Genomic DNA, 16,896 nt, shown 5'->3' with positions numbered 1-16,896 from the left:
CCTCACCACACTGGGCTCGGTTTGGGAGGAAGATAACCATGGCCTTCACCCTAGAGCTGGAAGAATGGGTCGGCAGTGTCTGGCACCGTTTCATTACCCGCCGTGCCAGTGTCGATTTTCCTGAGGCACGGGTCGAGCTGATCCCCCGGCAACGCGCGCTGCAGGTGCTGTTTCGCGCCACCGGCGGCGCTCGTCATCTGGGGGTGGAAGCGGTCAGCGACCGTGATCTGTTGCTACGTCGCAACCTGTTGCAGCAGATCGCCGGCACCTGCAAGCAAGTGCCCCTGGCCTGCTGCGATGGCGACAACTTGCGTTTGCCCGCGAGCCTGGCAGCGTTTCCCGATACCGAATTGAACGAGGAACTGTATCGCTGGCTCGCGTTGCTGGCCGCGCAATCGGGGCCAATGCGTCACTGGGGGCGTGACAATCAACGCTGGACCCAAGCAGTGTTGCAGCGCTACCCGGCACTGCGCCCTCGCTACCGACGCTTGGTGGATGCGCACCTGTCCCTGCGCCCTGATCCGGCCACACTCAACCTGGCTGAAGCCACCCTGGAGCGTGCGCTGTGCCAAGCCTTGCGCGAACCGGGCAGCGTCGAACATTTTCCCCGTAGCGAGCGGGCGGCCTGGCCGTTGCCGCTGTGGCTTTACCCACCCCAACACCTGGCCAATCCCCAGGCCGCCAACCTCGAAGAGTCCGAGCAATACCTGGCGACACCGCCGGGTGAGCAGCAGGGCGGTCGCAAGCGCGCCGAGCGCATCGATGAAACCAGTCGTGACGGTGGGCTGCTGATCGTGCGCCTGGAGAACCTGTTCAGTTGGACCGAACATGTGGACCTGGATCGCTGGGCGGACGACAGCGAAGACCCGGACGCCGCTCGGGTGGCTGAAGACCTTGACCAATTGACCCTTTCGCGCACCCGCTTGCGCAAAGGGGGCGGCCTGAAACTGCACTTGGACCTGCCGCCGGCCGATGTGGATGACATCCCCTTGGGCGAGGGCATCCGCCTGCCCGAATGGGACTACCGCAAGCAACGGCTGCAGGATGATTTCGTCAGCGTACAAACCTTCATCCCCCGGGACTGCGAGCCACAGCCGCTGCCTTTGCGCCTGCGCCCCTCGGCCCAGCGCTTGCGTCGGCAATTCGAACACCTGCGTAACGATCGACAATGGCTGCGCCAGCAAACCCAGGGCTCGGAACTGGACCTGCAAGCCTGGCTGGATTTTCACGTCGAGCGCCAGCACGGCCAATGCAGCGAGCGCGGCTTGTTCCTGGAACAACGCCAGACCCGTCGCGACCTGGCCTGCCTGCTGCTGGCGGACCTGTCGATGTCCACCGATGCCCACCTCAATGACGAACACCGGGTAATCGATGTCATACGCGATAGCCTGTTGCTGTTTGGCGAAACCCTGTCGGTGCTGGGGGACGATTTCGCCCTGTACGGGTTCTCTTCCCTGCGCCGCCAGCAGGTGCGCATGCATGAACTCAAAGCTTTCAATCAGCGTTACGACGATCACACTCGCGGACGTATCCAGGGACTCAAGCCCGGTTACTACACGCGTATGGGGGCGGCGATCCGCCAGGCCACGCAACGGCTGGAGGGCTGCAAACGGCGGCGCAAATTATTGTTGCTGCTCAGTGACGGCAAGCCCAATGACCTGGATCTCTACGAAGGGCGCTACGGTGTGGAGGACACCCGCCAGGCGGTGATCGAGGCGCGGCGCCAGGGGTTGACGCCGTTCTGTATCACCATCGATCGCGAAGCGGGGGATTACCTGCCGTACATGTTCGGGGCCAACGGCTACACCTTGATTCGCCAGCCCGAACAATTGCCGCTGCGGCTGCCGCAGTTGTACCGGCAGCTGACGCAGGATTGAGGGTTCAGACGATGTCGCGGGGCAGCCAGAAGAACATGCCGATGCAGAAGATCGTCAGCCCCACACAGAACCAACCGAAGCGCCGCAGCCGACGCTCGTCGGCCAAGGCAGCCTCGGCCGGCAGGGGCATGCCGCACTGGCGACATTCGTTTTCCTCGGCAGGGTTGGCGTGTTGGCAATACAGGCAGATGGACTGTGCGCTCATTCGAATTGCTCCAGGCGCAGGCGATCGAGAATGGCGATCTGGCGACCGTCCTGGGTGATGATCTTTTCGTCGATCAGGCGTCGGATGATCCGCGAGAAGGTTTCCGGCTGGATCGACAGGTGCCCGGCGATCAACTGCTTGGCCATTGGCAGTTCGAACTGACTGTCCACGGTTTGCAGGCGCACCAGTTGCGTCAGCAGGTAGCGCACCACCCGGTGGGTGGCATTTTTCAGCGACAGGGTTTCAATCTCGTTGACCCGCTGGTGCAGGCGTACGCAGAGCTTGCCGAGCAGGGCAAAGGTCAACCGGCTGTTGCTGTGCAACAGGCGCATGTACGTGGCGTTGGACAGGCGATACAACTGGGTCGGGCCGACGGCTTCGGCCGAGGCCACGTAGTTGGGCGTGTCCATCAGCATCATGGCTTCGGCGAAGGTCTGGCGCTCGCCGATCACCTCGAAGACTTTTTCCTGGCCGTCCGGGGTCAGCCGGTAGATTTTCACCGCTCCGGAAATCACGAAGTAAAACGCCTGCGCCGGTTCTCCCTGGCGGAACAGCGGATCGCCCTTGTCGATATTCAGCAATTGGCTGGTGCTCATCAGTTCGTCGAGCTGTTCTTCGTTCAACGGCTCGAACAGGTGATGGCTGCGCAGAATCTGGTGATGGACACGGTGGAGCACCATGGCATGAATCCTTTTATAGGCAAGAAAGTAAACGGTTTCAGACCAGGCTCAGGGATAAGCCGCTGGCGAGCGCGACGATGCAGGCGAGCACAACGAACCAAGTGAGAGGCAAAACGACGTGTTTCATGGAGAACCCCTGGCAGAAAGTCTATGCCGTGCCTGAGCAAGAGACGGGCCATGCCTGTGGGCATTGATTCGTGGGGGGATACCGCGGGGGTGGGTATAAATGACCCTGTCGCAATAGGGTTAAAACAACCACGAAAGGGTAATAAATACCCTTTGAGCTACAGTCTTTGTGGGAGCGGGCTTGCTCGCGATGACGGTGGTACACCCAACATCAATACCCACTGACCCAGCGCTATCGCCAGCCAAGCTCGCTCCCACAGGCAGGGACGGCATTTTATTGAGAGGCTCGACTGTGTTCGGCAAGCCCCTTGCAGGTACCTGTTCGAGACGGGAGGTTGCCGATGGGCGGGCTTGATCTGAGACAAGGCCTGCTGGCGCCGATAACCGATCATTCGAACCCTGATTTGTCGTACCTCGCTGGCGGGCCAGATCCCGGGTGAGGCTGAGGAGTGGTGTATGCAAGTGCTTGATCGTCGCAAGGCCATGGCCGTTCTGCCGCTGTGGCGCCTGGCGTTCCGGCCGTTCTTTTTGGCCGGTTGCGTGTTGGCGCTGTTGGCCATCCCCCTATGGCTCGCGGCGTTCACCGGGCGGTTGTCGGCCTGGCAGCCGGCTGGCGGCTGGTTGGCCTGGCACCGTCATGAACTGTTGTTTGGCTTCGGCCTGGCGATTATCGCCGGCTTCCTGCTGACGGCGGTGCAGACCTGGACGGGTACCCCGGGGCTCAGCGGCAAGCGCTTGGCTGCGCTGGCAGTGGTGTGGCTCGGCGCACGATTGGCCTGGTTGGTCGATGCACCCTGGCCTGTGCTGACGGTGCTGGAGCTGGGGTTCGCCCTGGCGGTCGCGGTGTTGATGGGCATGACGTTGTGGCGCGTGCGGCAGAAGCGCAATTACCCGATCGTGCTGGTATTGCTGCTAATGGCCGCCGCTGATGGGTTGTCTGTGTACGGCCTGCTCCAGCACAACGAGGGCTTGCAACGCCAAAGCGTGCTCACCGGCTTGTGGTTGGTGGCGGCGATGATGGGGTTGATCGGCGGACGGGTGATTCCGTTCTTTACCCAGCGCGGCCTCGGGCGGGTCGAGGGCGTCGCGCCATGGCCGTGGCTCGATCGTCTGTTGCTGGCGGGTTCGGCGCTGGTGGCGTTGCTGTATGCCTTCGGTCCGGCGCTGGTGGCCAGTGCCTGGGTGGGCCTGTTGTTCGCCGCGCTGGCGGTGGGGCACGGGATTCGGCTGGTGCGTTGGCATGATCGAGACTTGTGGCGGGTGCCGCTGCTGTGGTCGTTGCACCTGGCCTACGCTTGGCTGGCGGTGGCCTGCCTGGGCATGGCGCTGTGGCACTTCGGTGTGCCGGTGAATCCGAGCCTGGCGGTGCATGGCCTGACCATCGGTGCCATGGCCGGGCTGATCCTGGCGATGATCGCCCGCGTTAGCCTGGGTCATACCGGGCGCCCCCTTGAGCCACCAGCGGGCATGACCCTGGCCTTCATCCTGTTGAACCTGGCGTGTGTGAGCCGTGTGCTGCTGGTGCTGGTATTCCCGTTGGCCGGGCTGTGGTTGGCGGGGTTGTGCTGGACGTTGGCGTTCGGCCTCTACGCCTGGCGTTATGGCCCGATGCTGTTGCAGACCCGGGTGGATGGGCATCCGGGATGAGTCGCCTGCGCGGAGGTGGTCGATGATGTATGGGGTCTTGCTGGTCACGCACCTGTTGGCGGCCATCGCCTTTATCGGCACGTTGTTTTTCGAGGTTTTTATCTGGCATGCCGCCCGCCGACCCCTGGCCCAAGGTGTCAAGGACGCCGCCGACCAGGCGATCGCCAAGCGCTCGCGGCATGTGCTGCACGGTGTCGTGGTGTTGCTGTACGGCGCCGGCCTGGGCCTGGCGTGGCAGCACCGAAGTGCACTGAGCCAACCGTTGAGCAGCAGCTTCGGCCTGCTACTGAGCCTGAAAATCCTCCTGGCCTTGAGCATCATCGGTCACTACTTGTGGCTGGCGTACTGGCTCAAGAGCGGTCGGCTGACCCCAGGCCGAGCCTGCTGGCTGCGCCGCAGTATCCTGGGGCACATGCTGCTGATCGTGGTGTTGGCCAAGGCGATGTTCTATTGGCAGTTTTAAGCAAGAGGGTGAAGGCCAGCACTTGATTCAAGGGGGGTGCCAAATAGCTTGAACACCATCAGTTCCCTGTGGGACGAGCTTGCTCGCGATAGCGTCGGATCAGCCAGTATTGAGTTTTCTGGTCCACCGCCATCGCGAGCAAGCTCGCTCCCACAGGGGGCAGGTAATGCTTGATGGTCAGCGAACGGTTTTCATCGCATTGACGAACAACACATTGTTTTCCAGATGGATGTGCTGCATCAGGTCATCACGAAACTCCACGAGCCCGCGATACAGGGCGCGCCAGGTGTTGCAGGCGTTGGCGGGCGGGGTGATCTGGTCGGTCAGGGCGAGCATGGTTTCCAGGGCTTCACCGTGCTGGTCGTGTTCGTAACGCAGTACCTGGATCGGTGCCGAGGCCCGTTCGCCGAGGCCCTGTTGCAGCATCGGGAACAGCACCTGTTCTTCCTTGAGCATGTGGCCTTCGAGTTCCTGGTACATGTCCTGCAGGTGATCGGCCAGGCCATTCGGGCAGTTGGGCCGCGAACCGTGGACCTGCTCGACGCGCCGGGCCAGGCGGATCAGTTCCGGAAGTTGCTCGCGATGGCGGGCGTGGTAGCGTTCCAGGATGTGGGCGATCAGCAGGGCCTGGGGCTCGTCGCGCCAGTCATGGCCGAGTTCGCCGGCGGCTTGCAGTGTGCGCAGGGCATCGGCGATCAGCAGCGGGTTCAGGCCTTTGCCCAGCGCGGCTTCGCGCAAGGACTTTTGCCCGCCGCAGCAGAAATCGAGGTTGTAATGATGGAAGGTGCGCGTGGCACCGGGAATGTCGCAGGCCAATTGGCCAAGGCTTTGTTCCAGCAGATCGAGGCTCATCATGTTTCCTTGGGTGGAATCCCGGGGAGGGACAGATGAGCGAACTTTGCAGCCAGCGTGCCATATATAACTTGCTGAAAATAAAGCATTAAATTTTTGCCAGGGTGATTGTCACCCTGGCTGCGAAGGGTCAAATGAACCCTGGAGGGTAATCACTACCATGCTGCGTGAAAGCCTGGCCGCCGACCTGATCGTCGAGTTGCCCAATGCCGTGCGATTGCAGCGCCTGGTGCAGACCCTGCGCGAATACTTCAACAGTGGCGCCGTGGGCCTGTTGCGTCTGGACGATGACAGCCTCAGGCCCGTGGCCACCGTAGGGCTGGTCCACGAGGCGCTGGGCCGTCGCTTCGTGATCGCCCAGCACCCGCGCCTGGCGGCGATCATGGCTTCGCGCGAACCGACCTGGTTCGAGCCCGACAGCCGTTTGCCGGATCCTTATGACGGCTTGCTCGACAACCACGTCGGCGAACCGCTGCCGGTGCACGATTGCATGGGCGTGAGCCTGTATGTGGAAGGCCGGTTGTGGGGCGCGATCACCCTCGATGCGCTCCACGCCGGTACCTTCGACAGCCGCGCCCGCGAGGAACTCAAGCGCTGCACCTTGCAGATCGAGGCGGCGGTGCGGGTCACTCGACTCGAGCAGGAAAACCGTAGCCTGCGGGCATCGCGCAGTGATCCGGCGGACCTGCGCCTGCCGGCCGAAGAGGGCGAGATCCTCGGGCGCAGCGAGGGGCTGCAGCAGTTGCTCAATGAGCTGGACGTACTGGCCGATTCGGAGTTGCCGGTGCTGTTGCTGGGGGAAACCGGTGTCGGCAAGGAGTTGTTCGCCCGCCGCCTGCATCGCCTGTCCCGGCGTGGCCACAAGCCGTTGGTCCAGGTCAATTGTGCGGCGTTGCCGGAGTCTCTGGCCGAAAGCGAGTTGTTCGGTCACGTCAAAGGCGCGTTTTCCGGCGCGACCACCGACCGCGCCGGGCGTTTCGACGCGGCCAATGGCGGCACGCTGTTTCTCGATGAGGTCGGCGAGTTGCCGTTGAGTGTGCAGGCCAAGTTGCTGCGCACCCTGCAAAACGGTGAGATCCAGCGCCTGGGGGCGGACAAGCCGCTGCACGTCGATGTGCGGATCATCGCCGCCACCAACCGGCATTTGCCCGACAGCATCCGTGACGGCCTGTTTCGCGCCGACCTGTATCACCGGCTCTCGGTCTACCCGGTGCCGATCCCGCCGTTGCGCGAACGCGGCCACGACGTGTTGATGTTGGCCGGACACTTTCTTGAACTGAACCGCACGCGCCTGGGCTTGCGTGGGTTGCGCCTGTCGCCGGCGGCCGAACAGGCGCTGCTGGCGTACTCCTGGCCGGGCAACGTGCGGGAGCTGGAGCACGTGATCAGTCGCGCGGCGTTAAAGCAACTGAGCCACGGCGCCAGTCGCAGCTTGATCATGACCCTGGAACCGCAGGTGCTGGATCTGGACGTCAATGCCAACGCAACGTCGGCGCAGGCGATGCTCCAGGCGCCCCTTCAAGCGCTCGATTCGCCGCTGCAGCCCTTGGGTGAGGCGGTCGACGCTTGTCAGCGCCAGGCGATCCTCAAGGCCCTGGAGCGTTGCGGGCAGAACTGGGCCGGGGCGGCGCGGCTGTTGGAGGTTGATCCGAGCAACCTGCATAAGCTGGCGCGGCGGTTGGGGCTCAAGTAGCGGTTTGTCTGTCACGACCGAGTTGCCTTCATCGCGAGCAAGCTCGCACATTCGTCCTATGGCGTTCACCAACCCCCTGTGGGAGTGAGCTTGCTCGCGATGGCGTCGGTAAATTCAACACAGGAATCAGCATTGACAACGATCAAGGTCGGCTCAGGTGGCCAGGCGCAGACTGGGCCAAACCTATCGGGAGATCACCGCCATGCCCCTTTCCCTGGCCAAGATGCGCCGCCAGTACACCCTCGATGGCCTGGATGAAACCCAGGCGCCGGACGACCCGATGGTTTTGTTCGGGCTGTGGATGCAACAAGCACGCGACACCGAGAGCCCGCCGGTGGAAGCCAACAGCATGGCCCTGGCGACGGTGGACGAGCAGGGCCGGCCTCATTGCCGGATCTTGTTGCTCAAGGGCTTCAGTAGCGAAGGCTTCTCGTTTTTCGGTAACTACGACAGCGCCAAGGGCCAGGACCTGGCCGCCAATCCCTGGGCGGCCATGACTTTTTTCTGGCCGGGGCTGGAGCGGCAAGTGCGTATCGAAGGACCGGTCTGCAAACTCGATCCGGCGCTGTCGGATGCCTATTTCGAGTCCCGATCCGTGGCCAGTCGTCTTGGCGCCTGGGCCTCGCCACAAAGCCGCCGACTGGACGATCGCGCCGCCCTGGAAACCAGGCTGGCGCAAACCGAGCAACGGTTCGCCGATCAACCGGTGCCGCGTCCCGCACATTGGGGCGGTTATTGCCTGCGACCCGAACGGCTGGAGTTCTGGCAAGGGCGTGCCGACCGTTTGCATGATCGTCTCGACTACCGCCTGCAGGATGGTACCTGGCAGCGTAGCCGCCTGGCACCCTGACGCCGAGGGAGGTACCTCCATGGAGGAATAGGCCCGGCACCGAATGCGGTTCAGGCTGGGCCATCTTTTCTGACAGGACGGCTGACTATGGCCCATCTGACGCAACGCCTCTTCCAACCACTGAACATCGCCGTACTCACCATCAGCGATACCCGCAGTTTCGACACCGACACCTCCGGCCAGACCCTTGCGGATCTGCTGCAAACAGCCGGTCACGTGCTGATCGATCGCGGGCTGGTGAAGGACGATATCTACCAGATCCGTGCCCAGGTCTCGCAATGGATCGCCGACCCGAAAGTGCAAGTGGTGTTGATGACCGGCGGCACCGGTTTCACCCCGCGCGATAACACGCCTCAGGCGGTGGCGCCGCTGCTGGACAAGCACGTCGACGGTTTTGGCGAGTTGTTCCGCCAGGTGTCGTTGGCCGAGATCGGCATGTCCACCCTGCAATCGCGGGCGTTGGCGGGCATGAGCAACGGCGTGCTGGTGTGCTGCCTGCCGGGTTCGCCGGGGGCTTGCCGCACCGGTTGGGAACAGATCCTGGCCGGGCAATTGGACAGCCGCACCGGCCCGTGCAATTTCACGCCCCACCTCAAGCCGCAGCCAGGTATTGCCCTGCAACCTTGTGAGGCGCGTTCATGAACAGCGGTGCGTGTGGCAGTGCCTGTGACAACGGCGCGCTGATGCCGGTGGATGAAGCCATCCGCTACTTGCTGGATCAGGCGCCGCTGCCGCCTCCGGTGCAGCGGGTGGCGCTGGACCAGGCCTTGGGCCGCGTGCTGGCGACCGACATTCGCTGCCCCATGAACCTGCCCCCATGGGACAACAGTGCCATGGACGGTTATGCCCTGCGGGCCGCCGACCTGCCGGCCGCTGGCGGTCATCTGACCTTGGCCGGGCGCATTGCCGCCGGTGAGGCACCGGGGCAACCGTTGCAGGCCGGGCAGCTGGTGCGGATTTTTACCGGTGCGCCGCTGCCGCCGGGGGCTGACACCGTGGTGCCCCAGGAAAGCTGTCGGGTGGAAGGTGAGCGGGTCTGGTTGCCACCGGTCAATGGCGGGGAGCATGTGCGCAAGGAGGGCGAGGAAATGCAGCGCGGGGACCGTTTGCTTCAGGCTGGAAAGCGCTTGCGAGCCCAGGAGTTGGGGTTACTGGCCGGTGCCGGGATTGCCCGGGTAGAGGTCTATCGCCCCTTGCAGGTAGGCCTGCTCAGCAGTGGCGATGAACTGCGCGAACCGGGCGAAACGCTGGCACCCGGGCAGATCTACAACAGCAATCGCCACAGTCTTCTGGCGCTGTTGCGCGGCTGGGGCCTGGAGGTACATGACTACGGCGTCATGCCCGACAAACTGCTCGCCAGTCGCCAGGCCTTGAGCCTGGCGGCGACCGAGTGCGATTTGCTGCTGACCTCCGGCGGCGTGTCGGTGGGTGAGGAAGATCATCTCAAGCAAGCCATCGAAGCGCTGGGTAGCGTTGACCTGTGGCGCTTGGCGATCCAGCCGGGCAAACCCCTGGCCTTTGGCGAGGTGGCCGGCAAACCCTGGATCGGGCTGCCGGGTAACCCGTCGGCGGCGCTGATTACCGCGTTGATTGTGGTGCGGCCGTTCCTGTTCCGGGCCCAGGGCATGGATGAGGTGTTGCCCGCAGCGTTGCAGGTGCCAGCAGGATTTGACTGGTTAAAGCCCAACCGACGACGGCAGTACCTGCGGGCGAAATTGACGCCGAGCGCCGACGGCTCGCTGTGTGTCGAGCTGCATCCCCAACAAAGTTCGGCCATGTTGGCGGCCGCATGCTGGGCCGACGGGCTGGCCGTAGTGGAGAGCCAGGCGCAAGTGCGCAAGCACGACAAGGTGATGTATCTGCCGTTCGCGAGTCTGATGCAGTGACGGCAATTGATTGCCGTCAAGGTGGCCAGCGGAGGGCTGGTTAGACTGGCGGCGCCCTTAGTTTTCTCACGAGGATGCCCCATGCAACTGGTTTGCCCGGCAGGGAATCTGCCTGCTCTAAAAGCGGCGGTGCGCCAAGGCGCCGATGCTGTCTATGTCGGCTTTCGCGATGACACCAATGCCCGGCACTTCGCCGGGCTGAACATGGACGACAAGCAGTTCGACGCCGCTGTCGCGCACATCCGTCAACACCAACGCAAACTGTACGTGGCGGTCAACACCTACCCGCAACCCAAGGGCTGGGAGCGCTGGCAACGGGCGGTGGACCGCGCCGCCGATTTTGGCGTGGACGCATTGATCGCCGCCGACCCCGGTGTGCTCAGCTACGCCCGCCAGCGCCATCCACAACTGGCGCTGCACCTGTCGGTACAAGGCTCGGCGACTCACGCAGCGGCCCTGGCTTTTTATGCCGAGCGCTATGACATCCGCCGCGCCGTGTTGCCTCGGGTGCTGTCCCTGGCCCAGGTGCGGCAGGTGGCTGCCGCCAGTCCGGTGCCGATCGAGGTCTTTGGTTTCGGCAGCTTGTGCATCATGGCCGAGGGGCGTTGTCACTTGTCTTCCTACATCACTGGCGAGTCGCCGAACCTGTGCGGTGTCTGCTCGCCCGCCAAGGCGGTGCGCTGGAGCGAGGACGCCGATGGCCTGAGCGCCCGCCTGAGCGAAGTGCTGATCGACCGCTACACCGCCGAAGAACCCGCCGGTTATCCAACCCTGTGCAAGGGCCGCTTCCTTGTGGGCGGCAAGCGTTTCCATGCACTGGAAGAACCCACCAGCCTCGACACCCTGGACCTGCTGCCGGAACTCACGGCCATCGGCGTCGAAGCGGTGAAAATCGAAGGCCGCCAGCGCAGCCCGGCGTATGTCGAACAAGTCACCCGGGTCTGGCGCGCTGCGCTGGATGCACACCAGGCCGCGCCGCAACGGTTCCGGGTACAGGAAGAATGGCGCCAGGTATTGGCCGGTTTGTCCGAGGGCAGCCAGACCACCCTGGGTGCCTACCATCGATCATGGCAATGAGGGAGGCCAGATGAAACTCAGCCTGGGACCGGTCCTGTTTTACTGGGACAAAGCGCAACTGGGGAATTTCTATGCCGAGATGTCGGCATTGCCGCTGGACGTGATTTACCTGGGGGAAACCGTGTGTTCGAAACGCCGGGCGTTCTCCCTGGATCAATGGCTGGGCTTGGCGCGTGAGCTGCAAGCGTGCAGTCAGGCGCAGATCGTGTTGTCGAGCCTGACGCTGATCGAGGCGGCCTCGGAGCTGTCCTCGCTGCGACGCCTGTGTGACAACGGCCAGTTGTTGGTGGAGGCCAATGACATGGGCGCGGTGCAGTTCCTCGCCGAGCGCAAATTGCCCTTCGTCGGCGGGCCGGCGTTGAACTTGTACAACGGCCATGCCCTCGGGCAATTGCTCGACAGCGGCATGATCCGTTGGGTACCGCCTGTGGAGTGTTCGGCGGCGCTGATCGGCGATGTGCTGGAGCAGGTGCGCGAGATGGACCGTGAAGTACCCGAGGTGGAGATTTTTGCCTACGGCCATCTGCCTTTGGCTTACTCGGCGCGCTGTTTCACCGCTCGGGCCGAAAACCGCCCCAAGGACGACTGTCAGTTCTGCTGCATCAATTATCCCGATGGCCTGGCCTTGACCAGCCAGGAAGGTCAACAGCTGTTCACCCTCAACGGCATCCAGACGATGTCCGGCGAGGTGACGAACCTGCTGGCCGATTACCCCGCGCTGATGGCCAGTGGCGCCGATTTGCTGCGCCTGAGCCCGCGCGCCCAGGGCATGGCCGAGGTGGTCACGGCCTTCGACAAGGTTCGCCAGGGCGAGGCTCCACCGCTGTTCGTGGACGGTTGCAACGGTTACTGGCATGGCCATGCCGGCATGTTGAAAGTAGAGGAGGCGGGCCTGTGTTGAGTCCGAAGAAGTGGCTGCTCAAAGGCGCCGACCGCGTGTTGCCGCTGGTGAGCAAGGTGCCGTTCGTGGTGCAGCGACTGGCGTTGCAGCAGGCGCTCAATCGTTGCCTGGCCGAGCCGCTGCGCGATGGCGGGTTCGAGGTGCTGCGCGGGCGTTGGTTGTGCCTGCGGGTGCCCGACCTGAAACTGTGCTGGTACCTGACCCTGGCGCGGGACGGACTGCGCATCGCCGAACGGGCCGAGGCCCAGGTCACCATCAGCGGCAACTGGCGTGAGTTCCTGTTGCTGGCCAGCCGTCAGGAGGATCCCGATACCTTGTTCTTCCGCAGGCGCCTGGTGATTGAGGGCGACACCGAACTCGGGCTGGCGCTGAAGAACCTGATCGACAGCCTTGACCCGGAGGTCTTGCCGCCGTGGTTGTGGCGCAACCTGGAGCGGGCGGGCAAGGGGTTGGCAGCGGTGTGATGAAAGCCCCGAGTGTGTTGCCCCTGGTGTATTCCTGTTCCGGTTGCTCCAACGTCGCGCAACTGGCCAACAGCGTTGCCCTGCGCCTGGACCGTGCCGGCCTGGCGGAGATGTCCTGCATTGTCGGGGTGGGTGGGCATGTGGCGGCGCTGGTCAACAAGGCGCGCTCGGGGCGGCGGATCATTGCGCTGGATGGGTGTCCGTTGCAGTGCGTCCAGGCATGTTTGCAGCAGCATGATCTGACGGCGGATGTGCATGTGATTTTGAGCCAGTTGGGGCTGCGCAAGCGTTTCGGGGTCGATTGCTCGCAAGAGGAGGGGGACGAGTTGTTCGAGCGGTTGATACCGATGATAGGCGTTGATCGATAACCCGTGGCGAGGGAGCTTGCTCCCGCTGGGTCCTGTAGGAGCTGGCGAAGCCTGTGATCTTTTGATCTTTTGATCTTTTGATCTTTCGCTTGAGAATCAAGTGTCTGGGGAAAGATCGCAGCCTCGTTGCACTCGACAGCGCCTACTGCTGGTAAGCCTCCAGATCATCTTCGGCCAGGATGCGAATGTTGCGCCGCTCCATGGCAATCAACCCCCCATCCACCAACCGATGAAGAATCCGCGAAAACGTCTCCGGCTGGATCCCCAGCTTGGAAGCCACCAGACGCTTGGACACCTGCAACACCACCTGACCGTCCCGCGGATCCCGCTCCTGCAACAGGAAATTGATCACCCGCCGACTGGCGCTGGCCAAGGTCAGGTTGTCGATATCCTTCAGGCGCTGGTGCAGATGGATGCTCATGCTCGCCAGGATCGCCAGGCAAACCATGGGCTGGTCCTCGAGGGCCTTGCGATAATGCGTGCCTTCGACACTCACCAGCACACTGTCCTTGATCGCCGCCGCGCTGACCGGGTAGCAACGGGCCTGGCTGAACAGCAGGGCCTCGGCGAAGGTCTGGCCGGGCTGGATGATCTCCACCAGGTTTTCCTGGCCTTCGCCGGTGACCCGGTACAACTTGATCTGCCCACTGACCAGCAGGAAAAACCGCTTGGCCGGGTCGCCCTGGTGCATGAGCGTGCTGTTGCAGGGCAGGCGCTTGAGGACGGCGAGGTTGCACACGTCCTCGAAAATCCGCTCCGGCAATTGGCTGAACAGGTGGTGACGACGCAACAGTAAAACGATGGAAGGGTGAGTCAGCATGGCGTACCTCCGCGTACCCTCATGGTAGGGCCCAAGGCGCCGCCGGCCTATGCCTCGGCAGGCCTACCTCGGAAGAGGGATGAGCCCCCGCTCAAGACACAAACCTTGTGGGAGCAAAGCTTGCTCGCGATAGCGGTGGGTCAGCTTGCCGGGGTGTTGAATGTGCCGCCGCCATCGCGAGCAGGCTCGCTCCCACATGGATTCTTGAGTGTGCACAGATTCGGCGTCCACCCCCAATCCCCTGTGGGAGCGAGCTTGCTCGCGATAGCGTCGGATCAGTCAGTATTGAGTTGTCTGGCCCACCGCTATCGCGAGCAAGCTGTGCTCCCACAGGGGGGATGTGTTGGCTGGGCTAGCCCGCTCCGCGCAGATGCTCCATGGCCCATACGGCCGCTTCGACCCGTGAACGCAGGCCGAGCTTGTGCAGCAGGTTTTTCACATGGACCTTGACCGTGCCTTCGGTGATGCCCAGTTTGTGTCCGATGACTTTGTTGCTGTAGCCGCCGGCGATGGTCTTGAGGACCTGGCGTTCGCGCTCGGTCAGCTCCACTTCGGTCTGCCGGGGCGGGGAGCGCAGGGCTTGGGCCATGACGCGGGTCAGGCCGGGGCTGATCACCAGCGCGCCGTTGAGGGCGTCGCGGATGTACTGGATCAGCAGTTCAGGTTCCATGTCCTTGAGCAGGTAGCCGTTGGCATCCAGGCGCAGCGCATCGCGAATGTCGTCTTCGGCGTCGGACACGGTGAACAGCAGCACCTTGCCGGTGTAGTGCATGGCGCGCAGCCGACGCAGGGTTTCGATGCCGTTCATCTGCGGCATGTTGTTGTCCAGCAGCACCAGGTCGGGCTTGAGCGGTTCGATCAGCGTCAGGGCTTCTTCGCCGTGGCTGGCTTCGCCGACGATCTGCAAATCGTCTTCAAGCTCAAGCATCTGGCGGATCCCGCGACGCATCATCGGGTGATCGTCGACCAATAGCAGGGTGTGACGCAGAGGGGCGTTCATGTTGCGAGGCCTTCGGTGTGTTGGCCCAGGAATTCCGGTTGGAAATGCACCTGGATACGGGTGCCCTGGGGTGTTCGGGAGAGAATCTGCAATTGGCCACGCAGGCTGCGGGCCCGTTCGTTCATGATGTTCAGGCCATGATGTTCGCGCTGGTCCACTTCGCCACTGAAGCCTCGGCCATCGTCTTCGATTGACAGCCGCACCGTCTCGCCTTCCTGGCGCAGTTCGAGCCAGGCGTTCTCGGCATGGGCATGGCGCAGGCAGTTGGACAGGGCTTCACGGGTGATCTGCAGAATGTGGATCTGCTCGCTGGCCGACAGCTCGAAAGCCAGGCTGTCAACGAACAGGTGCACCTTGAAGTCGCCTCGGTTGGAGAACTCTTCGGCGGTGTCCTTGAGCTCCTCGACCAGGCCGTCGTCGTGGATCTGCAAACGGAAGGTCGTCAGCAATTCGCGCAACTGGCGGTAGGCGTTGTTAAGGCCTTCGCGCAGTTCGCCGGTGACGGTTTCCAGGGTCTGCACCGGCTCGCCCCGACGCATCAGGGTCTGCATGCGGCTGACTTGCAACTTCATGTATGACAGGGCCTGGGCCAGGGAATCATGCAACTCCCGGGCAATGATCGTGCGTTCATCGAGCAGCAGCAGGCGATGGTCCTGTTCGCGTTGGCGCTTGAGCGACAGCGACGTGCCGATCAGGTTGGCCAGGGCCTGGATCAACGCGGTTTCCCAGGGCTGCGCCGCGTGGCCGTCGACAAAGTGTGCCTTGAGCTCACCCAGCTCAGTGCCCTGGTTACTGATGCTGAAGGTCTGCGGCCGGGCAGTGTGATGTTTCTGGCAGGTGGCGCAATCGCTGCTGGCGCACACCTCGCGGCTGGCGGCACCATGCAGGGCCAGCAGTTGCCGGGCCGGCGCCTGCAATTGCCCTTGCAGGCACAGCGACAGGCGCAGGCCGGGCAGCCGCTGTTGGAAGCGCCGGATCAATTCATCCAGCCCTTCGGCGTTGGCCTGGCGGGTGGCGAGGTTGCGACTGCTCTGGTACAGCAACTCCAGGGCGGCATTGGCCTGTTGCAGGTTCAAGGTCTTTTGCCGGACCTGGTTTTCCAAGGTGCGATGAGATTGCTCGATGGTCTCGGCCATGGTGTTGAAGCTCGTCGCCAACTGGCCCAACTCATCCTCGGACTGATGATTGACCCGCACCTGGAACTCGCCCCGGCGAAAGCGCTGGGTGGCGTCGACCAGTTCCTGCAAGGGCGTGACCACGCCGTACTGCAACTCATACAGGCCGATCAGCAGGATGATCATGGTGCTGAACAACGCCATGCCCTGGATCGTCTGCTGCCAGCCTTGTTTGTGCTCGCTCTGGCGTTGCAGCAGGGTCACGAACTGGTCCAGTTGTTCGACGAAGGAACTGGCGCTGGCCTGGAAAAACGCCGCATCGCCGCGCTCGATGGCCGGGCGCAGGGTCTGGTTCCAGCGTTGTACAAGGTTCTGGTAGCTCTGGTGCAGAGACGTCGCGGGCCCGTCTTCCAGTACGGCGCGCAGGGCAGGGCTGTCGAGGCGCTGTTGCAGGCTGTCGATAATCGGGGCGATGTCGTCGTTGGCCCCAGCCGCCAGTTTCCAGCTCAGGTGGTAGGTCTCCATGCGCACGGAGCCGGCGGTGTTGATGGCTGCCGCATCGCCCTGGCTGAACCAGGCGATCAACCCGGCGCTCAGAGAGCTGGCCAGGGCCAGGATGGCAATGAGGATCACCGCCAGCCCGGCGCGAGCGGGCAGGGAGCTGCGCAGCCAGCGCATCATCGGCGTTGACCTGCGAGGAAAATCGGTGAGCCGAGCATAGGGGCGCCCTGGAACTGGGGTATAGCAGCCAATCCTGGGCGCACTACCTCTAAAGAGTTGTCGGCCGCTCCGTTTCGATAAAAGCTTCGGCAGACTTGCTCAAGATACTGATAAACAAAGGGTTTTATCGGTATCTGGATCTACCTCCTTAG

General features: G+C 63.2%; 17 protein-coding genes. 11 read left to right on the top strand and 6 right to left on the bottom strand.

Going from position 1 to position 16,896, the window contains the following annotated elements:
* Positions 1 to 38 precede the first annotated feature (38 nt).
* A complete protein-coding gene (locus SGN16_RS16440) occupies positions 39 to 1,877 on the top strand; it encodes a VWA domain-containing protein (RefSeq protein ID WP_335945167.1) in 1,839 nt (612 codons plus the stop codon).
* 4 nt (positions 1,878 to 1,881) lie between these two features.
* On the opposite strand, the gene SGN16_RS16435 is transcribed toward SGN16_RS16440, so the two are convergent.
* Together SGN16_RS16435 and SGN16_RS16430 are read right to left on the bottom strand one after the other, a co-directional pair.
* Entirely contained in the window at positions 1,882 to 2,082 is a 201-nt protein-coding gene (locus SGN16_RS16435; RefSeq protein ID WP_335945168.1) for a protein DnrP, read from the bottom strand.
* Positions 2,079 to 2,762, bottom strand: a complete 684-nt coding sequence (locus tag SGN16_RS16430; protein WP_210639077.1) for a Crp/Fnr family transcriptional regulator — start codon at positions 2,760 to 2,762, stop codon at positions 2,079 to 2,081. Before SGN16_RS16430 ends, SGN16_RS16435 begins: the two co-directional genes overlap by 4 nt.
* A gap of 582 nt (positions 2,763 to 3,344) precedes the next feature.
* Here SGN16_RS16430 and SGN16_RS16425 point away from each other — a divergent pair.
* Positions 3,345 to 4,535 carry an NnrS family protein gene (locus SGN16_RS16425; RefSeq protein WP_335945169.1) on the top strand — a complete coding sequence of 397 codons (1,191 nt, stop codon included), beginning with the start codon at positions 3,345 to 3,347 and terminating at the stop codon, positions 4,533 to 4,535.
* Between the two features lie 22 nt (positions 4,536 to 4,557).
* Complete coding sequence (locus SGN16_RS16420) at positions 4,558 to 4,998, top strand: hypothetical protein (protein WP_210639075.1); 441 nt, start codon at positions 4,558 to 4,560, stop codon at positions 4,996 to 4,998.
* A gap of 177 nt (positions 4,999 to 5,175) precedes the next feature.
* Here the strand turns inward: SGN16_RS16420 and ytfE are convergent, their stop codons facing one another.
* Entirely contained in the window at positions 5,176 to 5,850 is a 675-nt protein-coding gene (gene ytfE / locus SGN16_RS16415) for an iron-sulfur cluster repair protein YtfE (RefSeq protein ID WP_210639074.1), read from the bottom strand.
* 160 nt (positions 5,851 to 6,010) lie between these two features.
* On the opposite strand from ytfE, the gene norR reads away from it, so the two are divergent.
* The 8 genes from norR (at position 6,011) to SGN16_RS16375 (ending at position 13,089) form a co-directional block, all read left to right on the top strand.
* A complete protein-coding gene (gene norR, locus SGN16_RS16410; protein ID WP_210639073.1) occupies positions 6,011 to 7,543 on the top strand; it encodes a nitric oxide reductase transcriptional regulator NorR in 1,533 nt (510 codons plus the stop codon).
* Between the two features lie 202 nt (positions 7,544 to 7,745).
* Entirely contained in the window at positions 7,746 to 8,393 is a 648-nt protein-coding gene (gene pdxH / locus SGN16_RS16405; protein ID WP_210639072.1) for a pyridoxamine 5'-phosphate oxidase, read from the top strand.
* Between the two features lie 87 nt (positions 8,394 to 8,480).
* On the top strand, positions 8,481 to 9,035 hold the full coding sequence (moaB, locus tag SGN16_RS16400) for a molybdenum cofactor biosynthesis protein B (RefSeq protein WP_335945170.1): 555 nt from the start codon (positions 8,481 to 8,483) through the stop codon (positions 9,033 to 9,035).
* Positions 9,032 to 10,279, top strand: a complete 1,248-nt coding sequence (gene glp / locus SGN16_RS16395) for a gephyrin-like molybdotransferase Glp (RefSeq protein ID WP_335945171.1) — start codon at positions 9,032 to 9,034, stop codon at positions 10,277 to 10,279. The genes moaB and glp overlap by 4 nt, the downstream gene beginning before the upstream one ends.
* Positions 10,280 to 10,360: 81 nt before the next feature.
* A complete protein-coding gene (locus SGN16_RS16390) occupies positions 10,361 to 11,356 on the top strand; it encodes a peptidase U32 family protein (RefSeq protein WP_210639069.1) in 996 nt (331 codons plus the stop codon).
* 10 nt (positions 11,357 to 11,366) lie between these two features.
* The gene (locus SGN16_RS16385; RefSeq protein WP_210639068.1) at positions 11,367 to 12,257 is read left to right on the top strand and encodes a U32 family peptidase; all 891 of its coding nucleotides are present in this window, start codon (positions 11,367 to 11,369) and stop codon (positions 12,255 to 12,257) included.
* Positions 12,251 to 12,721, top strand: a complete 471-nt coding sequence (locus SGN16_RS16380) for an SCP2 sterol-binding domain-containing protein (RefSeq protein ID WP_335945172.1) — start codon at positions 12,251 to 12,253, stop codon at positions 12,719 to 12,721. Before SGN16_RS16385 ends, SGN16_RS16380 begins: the two co-directional genes overlap by 7 nt.
* Positions 12,721 to 13,089, top strand: a complete 369-nt coding sequence (locus SGN16_RS16375) for a putative zinc-binding protein (protein WP_210639067.1) — start codon at positions 12,721 to 12,723, stop codon at positions 13,087 to 13,089. The genes SGN16_RS16380 and SGN16_RS16375 overlap by 1 nt, the downstream gene beginning before the upstream one ends.
* A gap of 142 nt (positions 13,090 to 13,231) precedes the next feature.
* On the opposite strand, the gene SGN16_RS16370 is transcribed toward SGN16_RS16375, so the two are convergent.
* From SGN16_RS16370 to SGN16_RS16360, 3 genes are all read right to left on the bottom strand, one after another.
* Positions 13,232 to 13,909 carry a Crp/Fnr family transcriptional regulator gene (locus tag SGN16_RS16370; RefSeq protein WP_210639066.1) on the bottom strand — a complete coding sequence of 226 codons (678 nt, stop codon included), beginning with the start codon at positions 13,907 to 13,909 and terminating at the stop codon, positions 13,232 to 13,234.
* A gap of 352 nt (positions 13,910 to 14,261) precedes the next feature.
* Positions 14,262 to 14,909, bottom strand: coding sequence for a two-component system response regulator NarL (gene narL, locus SGN16_RS16365; protein ID WP_335945173.1), 648 nt, complete (start codon positions 14,907 to 14,909; stop codon positions 14,262 to 14,264).
* Positions 14,906 to 16,705 carry a HAMP domain-containing protein gene (locus tag SGN16_RS16360; RefSeq protein WP_335945174.1) on the bottom strand — a complete coding sequence of 600 codons (1,800 nt, stop codon included), beginning with the start codon at positions 16,703 to 16,705 and terminating at the stop codon, positions 14,906 to 14,908. Before SGN16_RS16360 ends, narL begins: the two co-directional genes overlap by 4 nt.
* Positions 16,706 to 16,896 lie beyond the last annotated feature (191 nt).

This window comes from Pseudomonas sp. G166, assembly GCF_037027455.2.
Lineage (GTDB): Bacteria > Pseudomonadota > Gammaproteobacteria > Pseudomonadales > Pseudomonadaceae > Aquipseudomonas.
This window is presented reverse-complemented; position numbering and strand designations above follow the sequence as displayed.

Bases quoted from the DNA above. Each gene is read 5' to 3' on its own strand.
- SGN16_RS16440 (WP_335945167.1), top strand. From the start codon at position 39: ATGGCCTTCACCCTAGAGCTGGAAGAATGGGTCGGCAGTGTCTGGCAC.
- SGN16_RS16435 (WP_335945168.1), bottom strand. From the start codon at position 2,082: ATGAGCGCACAGTCCATCTGCCTGTATTGCCAACACGCCAACCCTGCC.
- SGN16_RS16430 (WP_210639077.1), bottom strand. From the start codon at position 2,762: ATGGTGCTCCACCGTGTCCATCACCAGATTCTGCGCAGCCATCACCTG.
- SGN16_RS16425 (WP_335945169.1), top strand. From the start codon at position 3,345: ATGCAAGTGCTTGATCGTCGCAAGGCCATGGCCGTTCTGCCGCTGTGG.
- SGN16_RS16420 (WP_210639075.1), top strand. From the start codon at position 4,558: ATGATGTATGGGGTCTTGCTGGTCACGCACCTGTTGGCGGCCATCGCC.
- ytfE (WP_210639074.1), bottom strand. From the start codon at position 5,850: ATGAGCCTCGATCTGCTGGAACAAAGCCTTGGCCAATTGGCCTGCGAC.
- norR (WP_210639073.1), top strand. From the start codon at position 6,011: ATGCTGCGTGAAAGCCTGGCCGCCGACCTGATCGTCGAGTTGCCCAAT.
- pdxH (WP_210639072.1), top strand. From the start codon at position 7,746: ATGCCCCTTTCCCTGGCCAAGATGCGCCGCCAGTACACCCTCGATGGC.
- moaB (WP_335945170.1), top strand. From the start codon at position 8,481: ATGGCCCATCTGACGCAACGCCTCTTCCAACCACTGAACATCGCCGTA.
- glp (WP_335945171.1), top strand. From the start codon at position 9,032: ATGAACAGCGGTGCGTGTGGCAGTGCCTGTGACAACGGCGCGCTGATG.
- SGN16_RS16390 (WP_210639069.1), top strand. From the start codon at position 10,361: ATGCAACTGGTTTGCCCGGCAGGGAATCTGCCTGCTCTAAAAGCGGCG.
- SGN16_RS16385 (WP_210639068.1), top strand. From the start codon at position 11,367: ATGAAACTCAGCCTGGGACCGGTCCTGTTTTACTGGGACAAAGCGCAA.
- SGN16_RS16375 (WP_210639067.1), top strand. From the start codon at position 12,721: ATGAAAGCCCCGAGTGTGTTGCCCCTGGTGTATTCCTGTTCCGGTTGC.
- SGN16_RS16370 (WP_210639066.1), bottom strand. From the start codon at position 13,909: ATGCTGACTCACCCTTCCATCGTTTTACTGTTGCGTCGTCACCACCTG.
- narL (WP_335945173.1), bottom strand. From the start codon at position 14,909: ATGAACGCCCCTCTGCGTCACACCCTGCTATTGGTCGACGATCACCCG.
- SGN16_RS16360 (WP_335945174.1), bottom strand. From the start codon at position 16,705: ATGATGCGCTGGCTGCGCAGCTCCCTGCCCGCTCGCGCCGGGCTGGCG.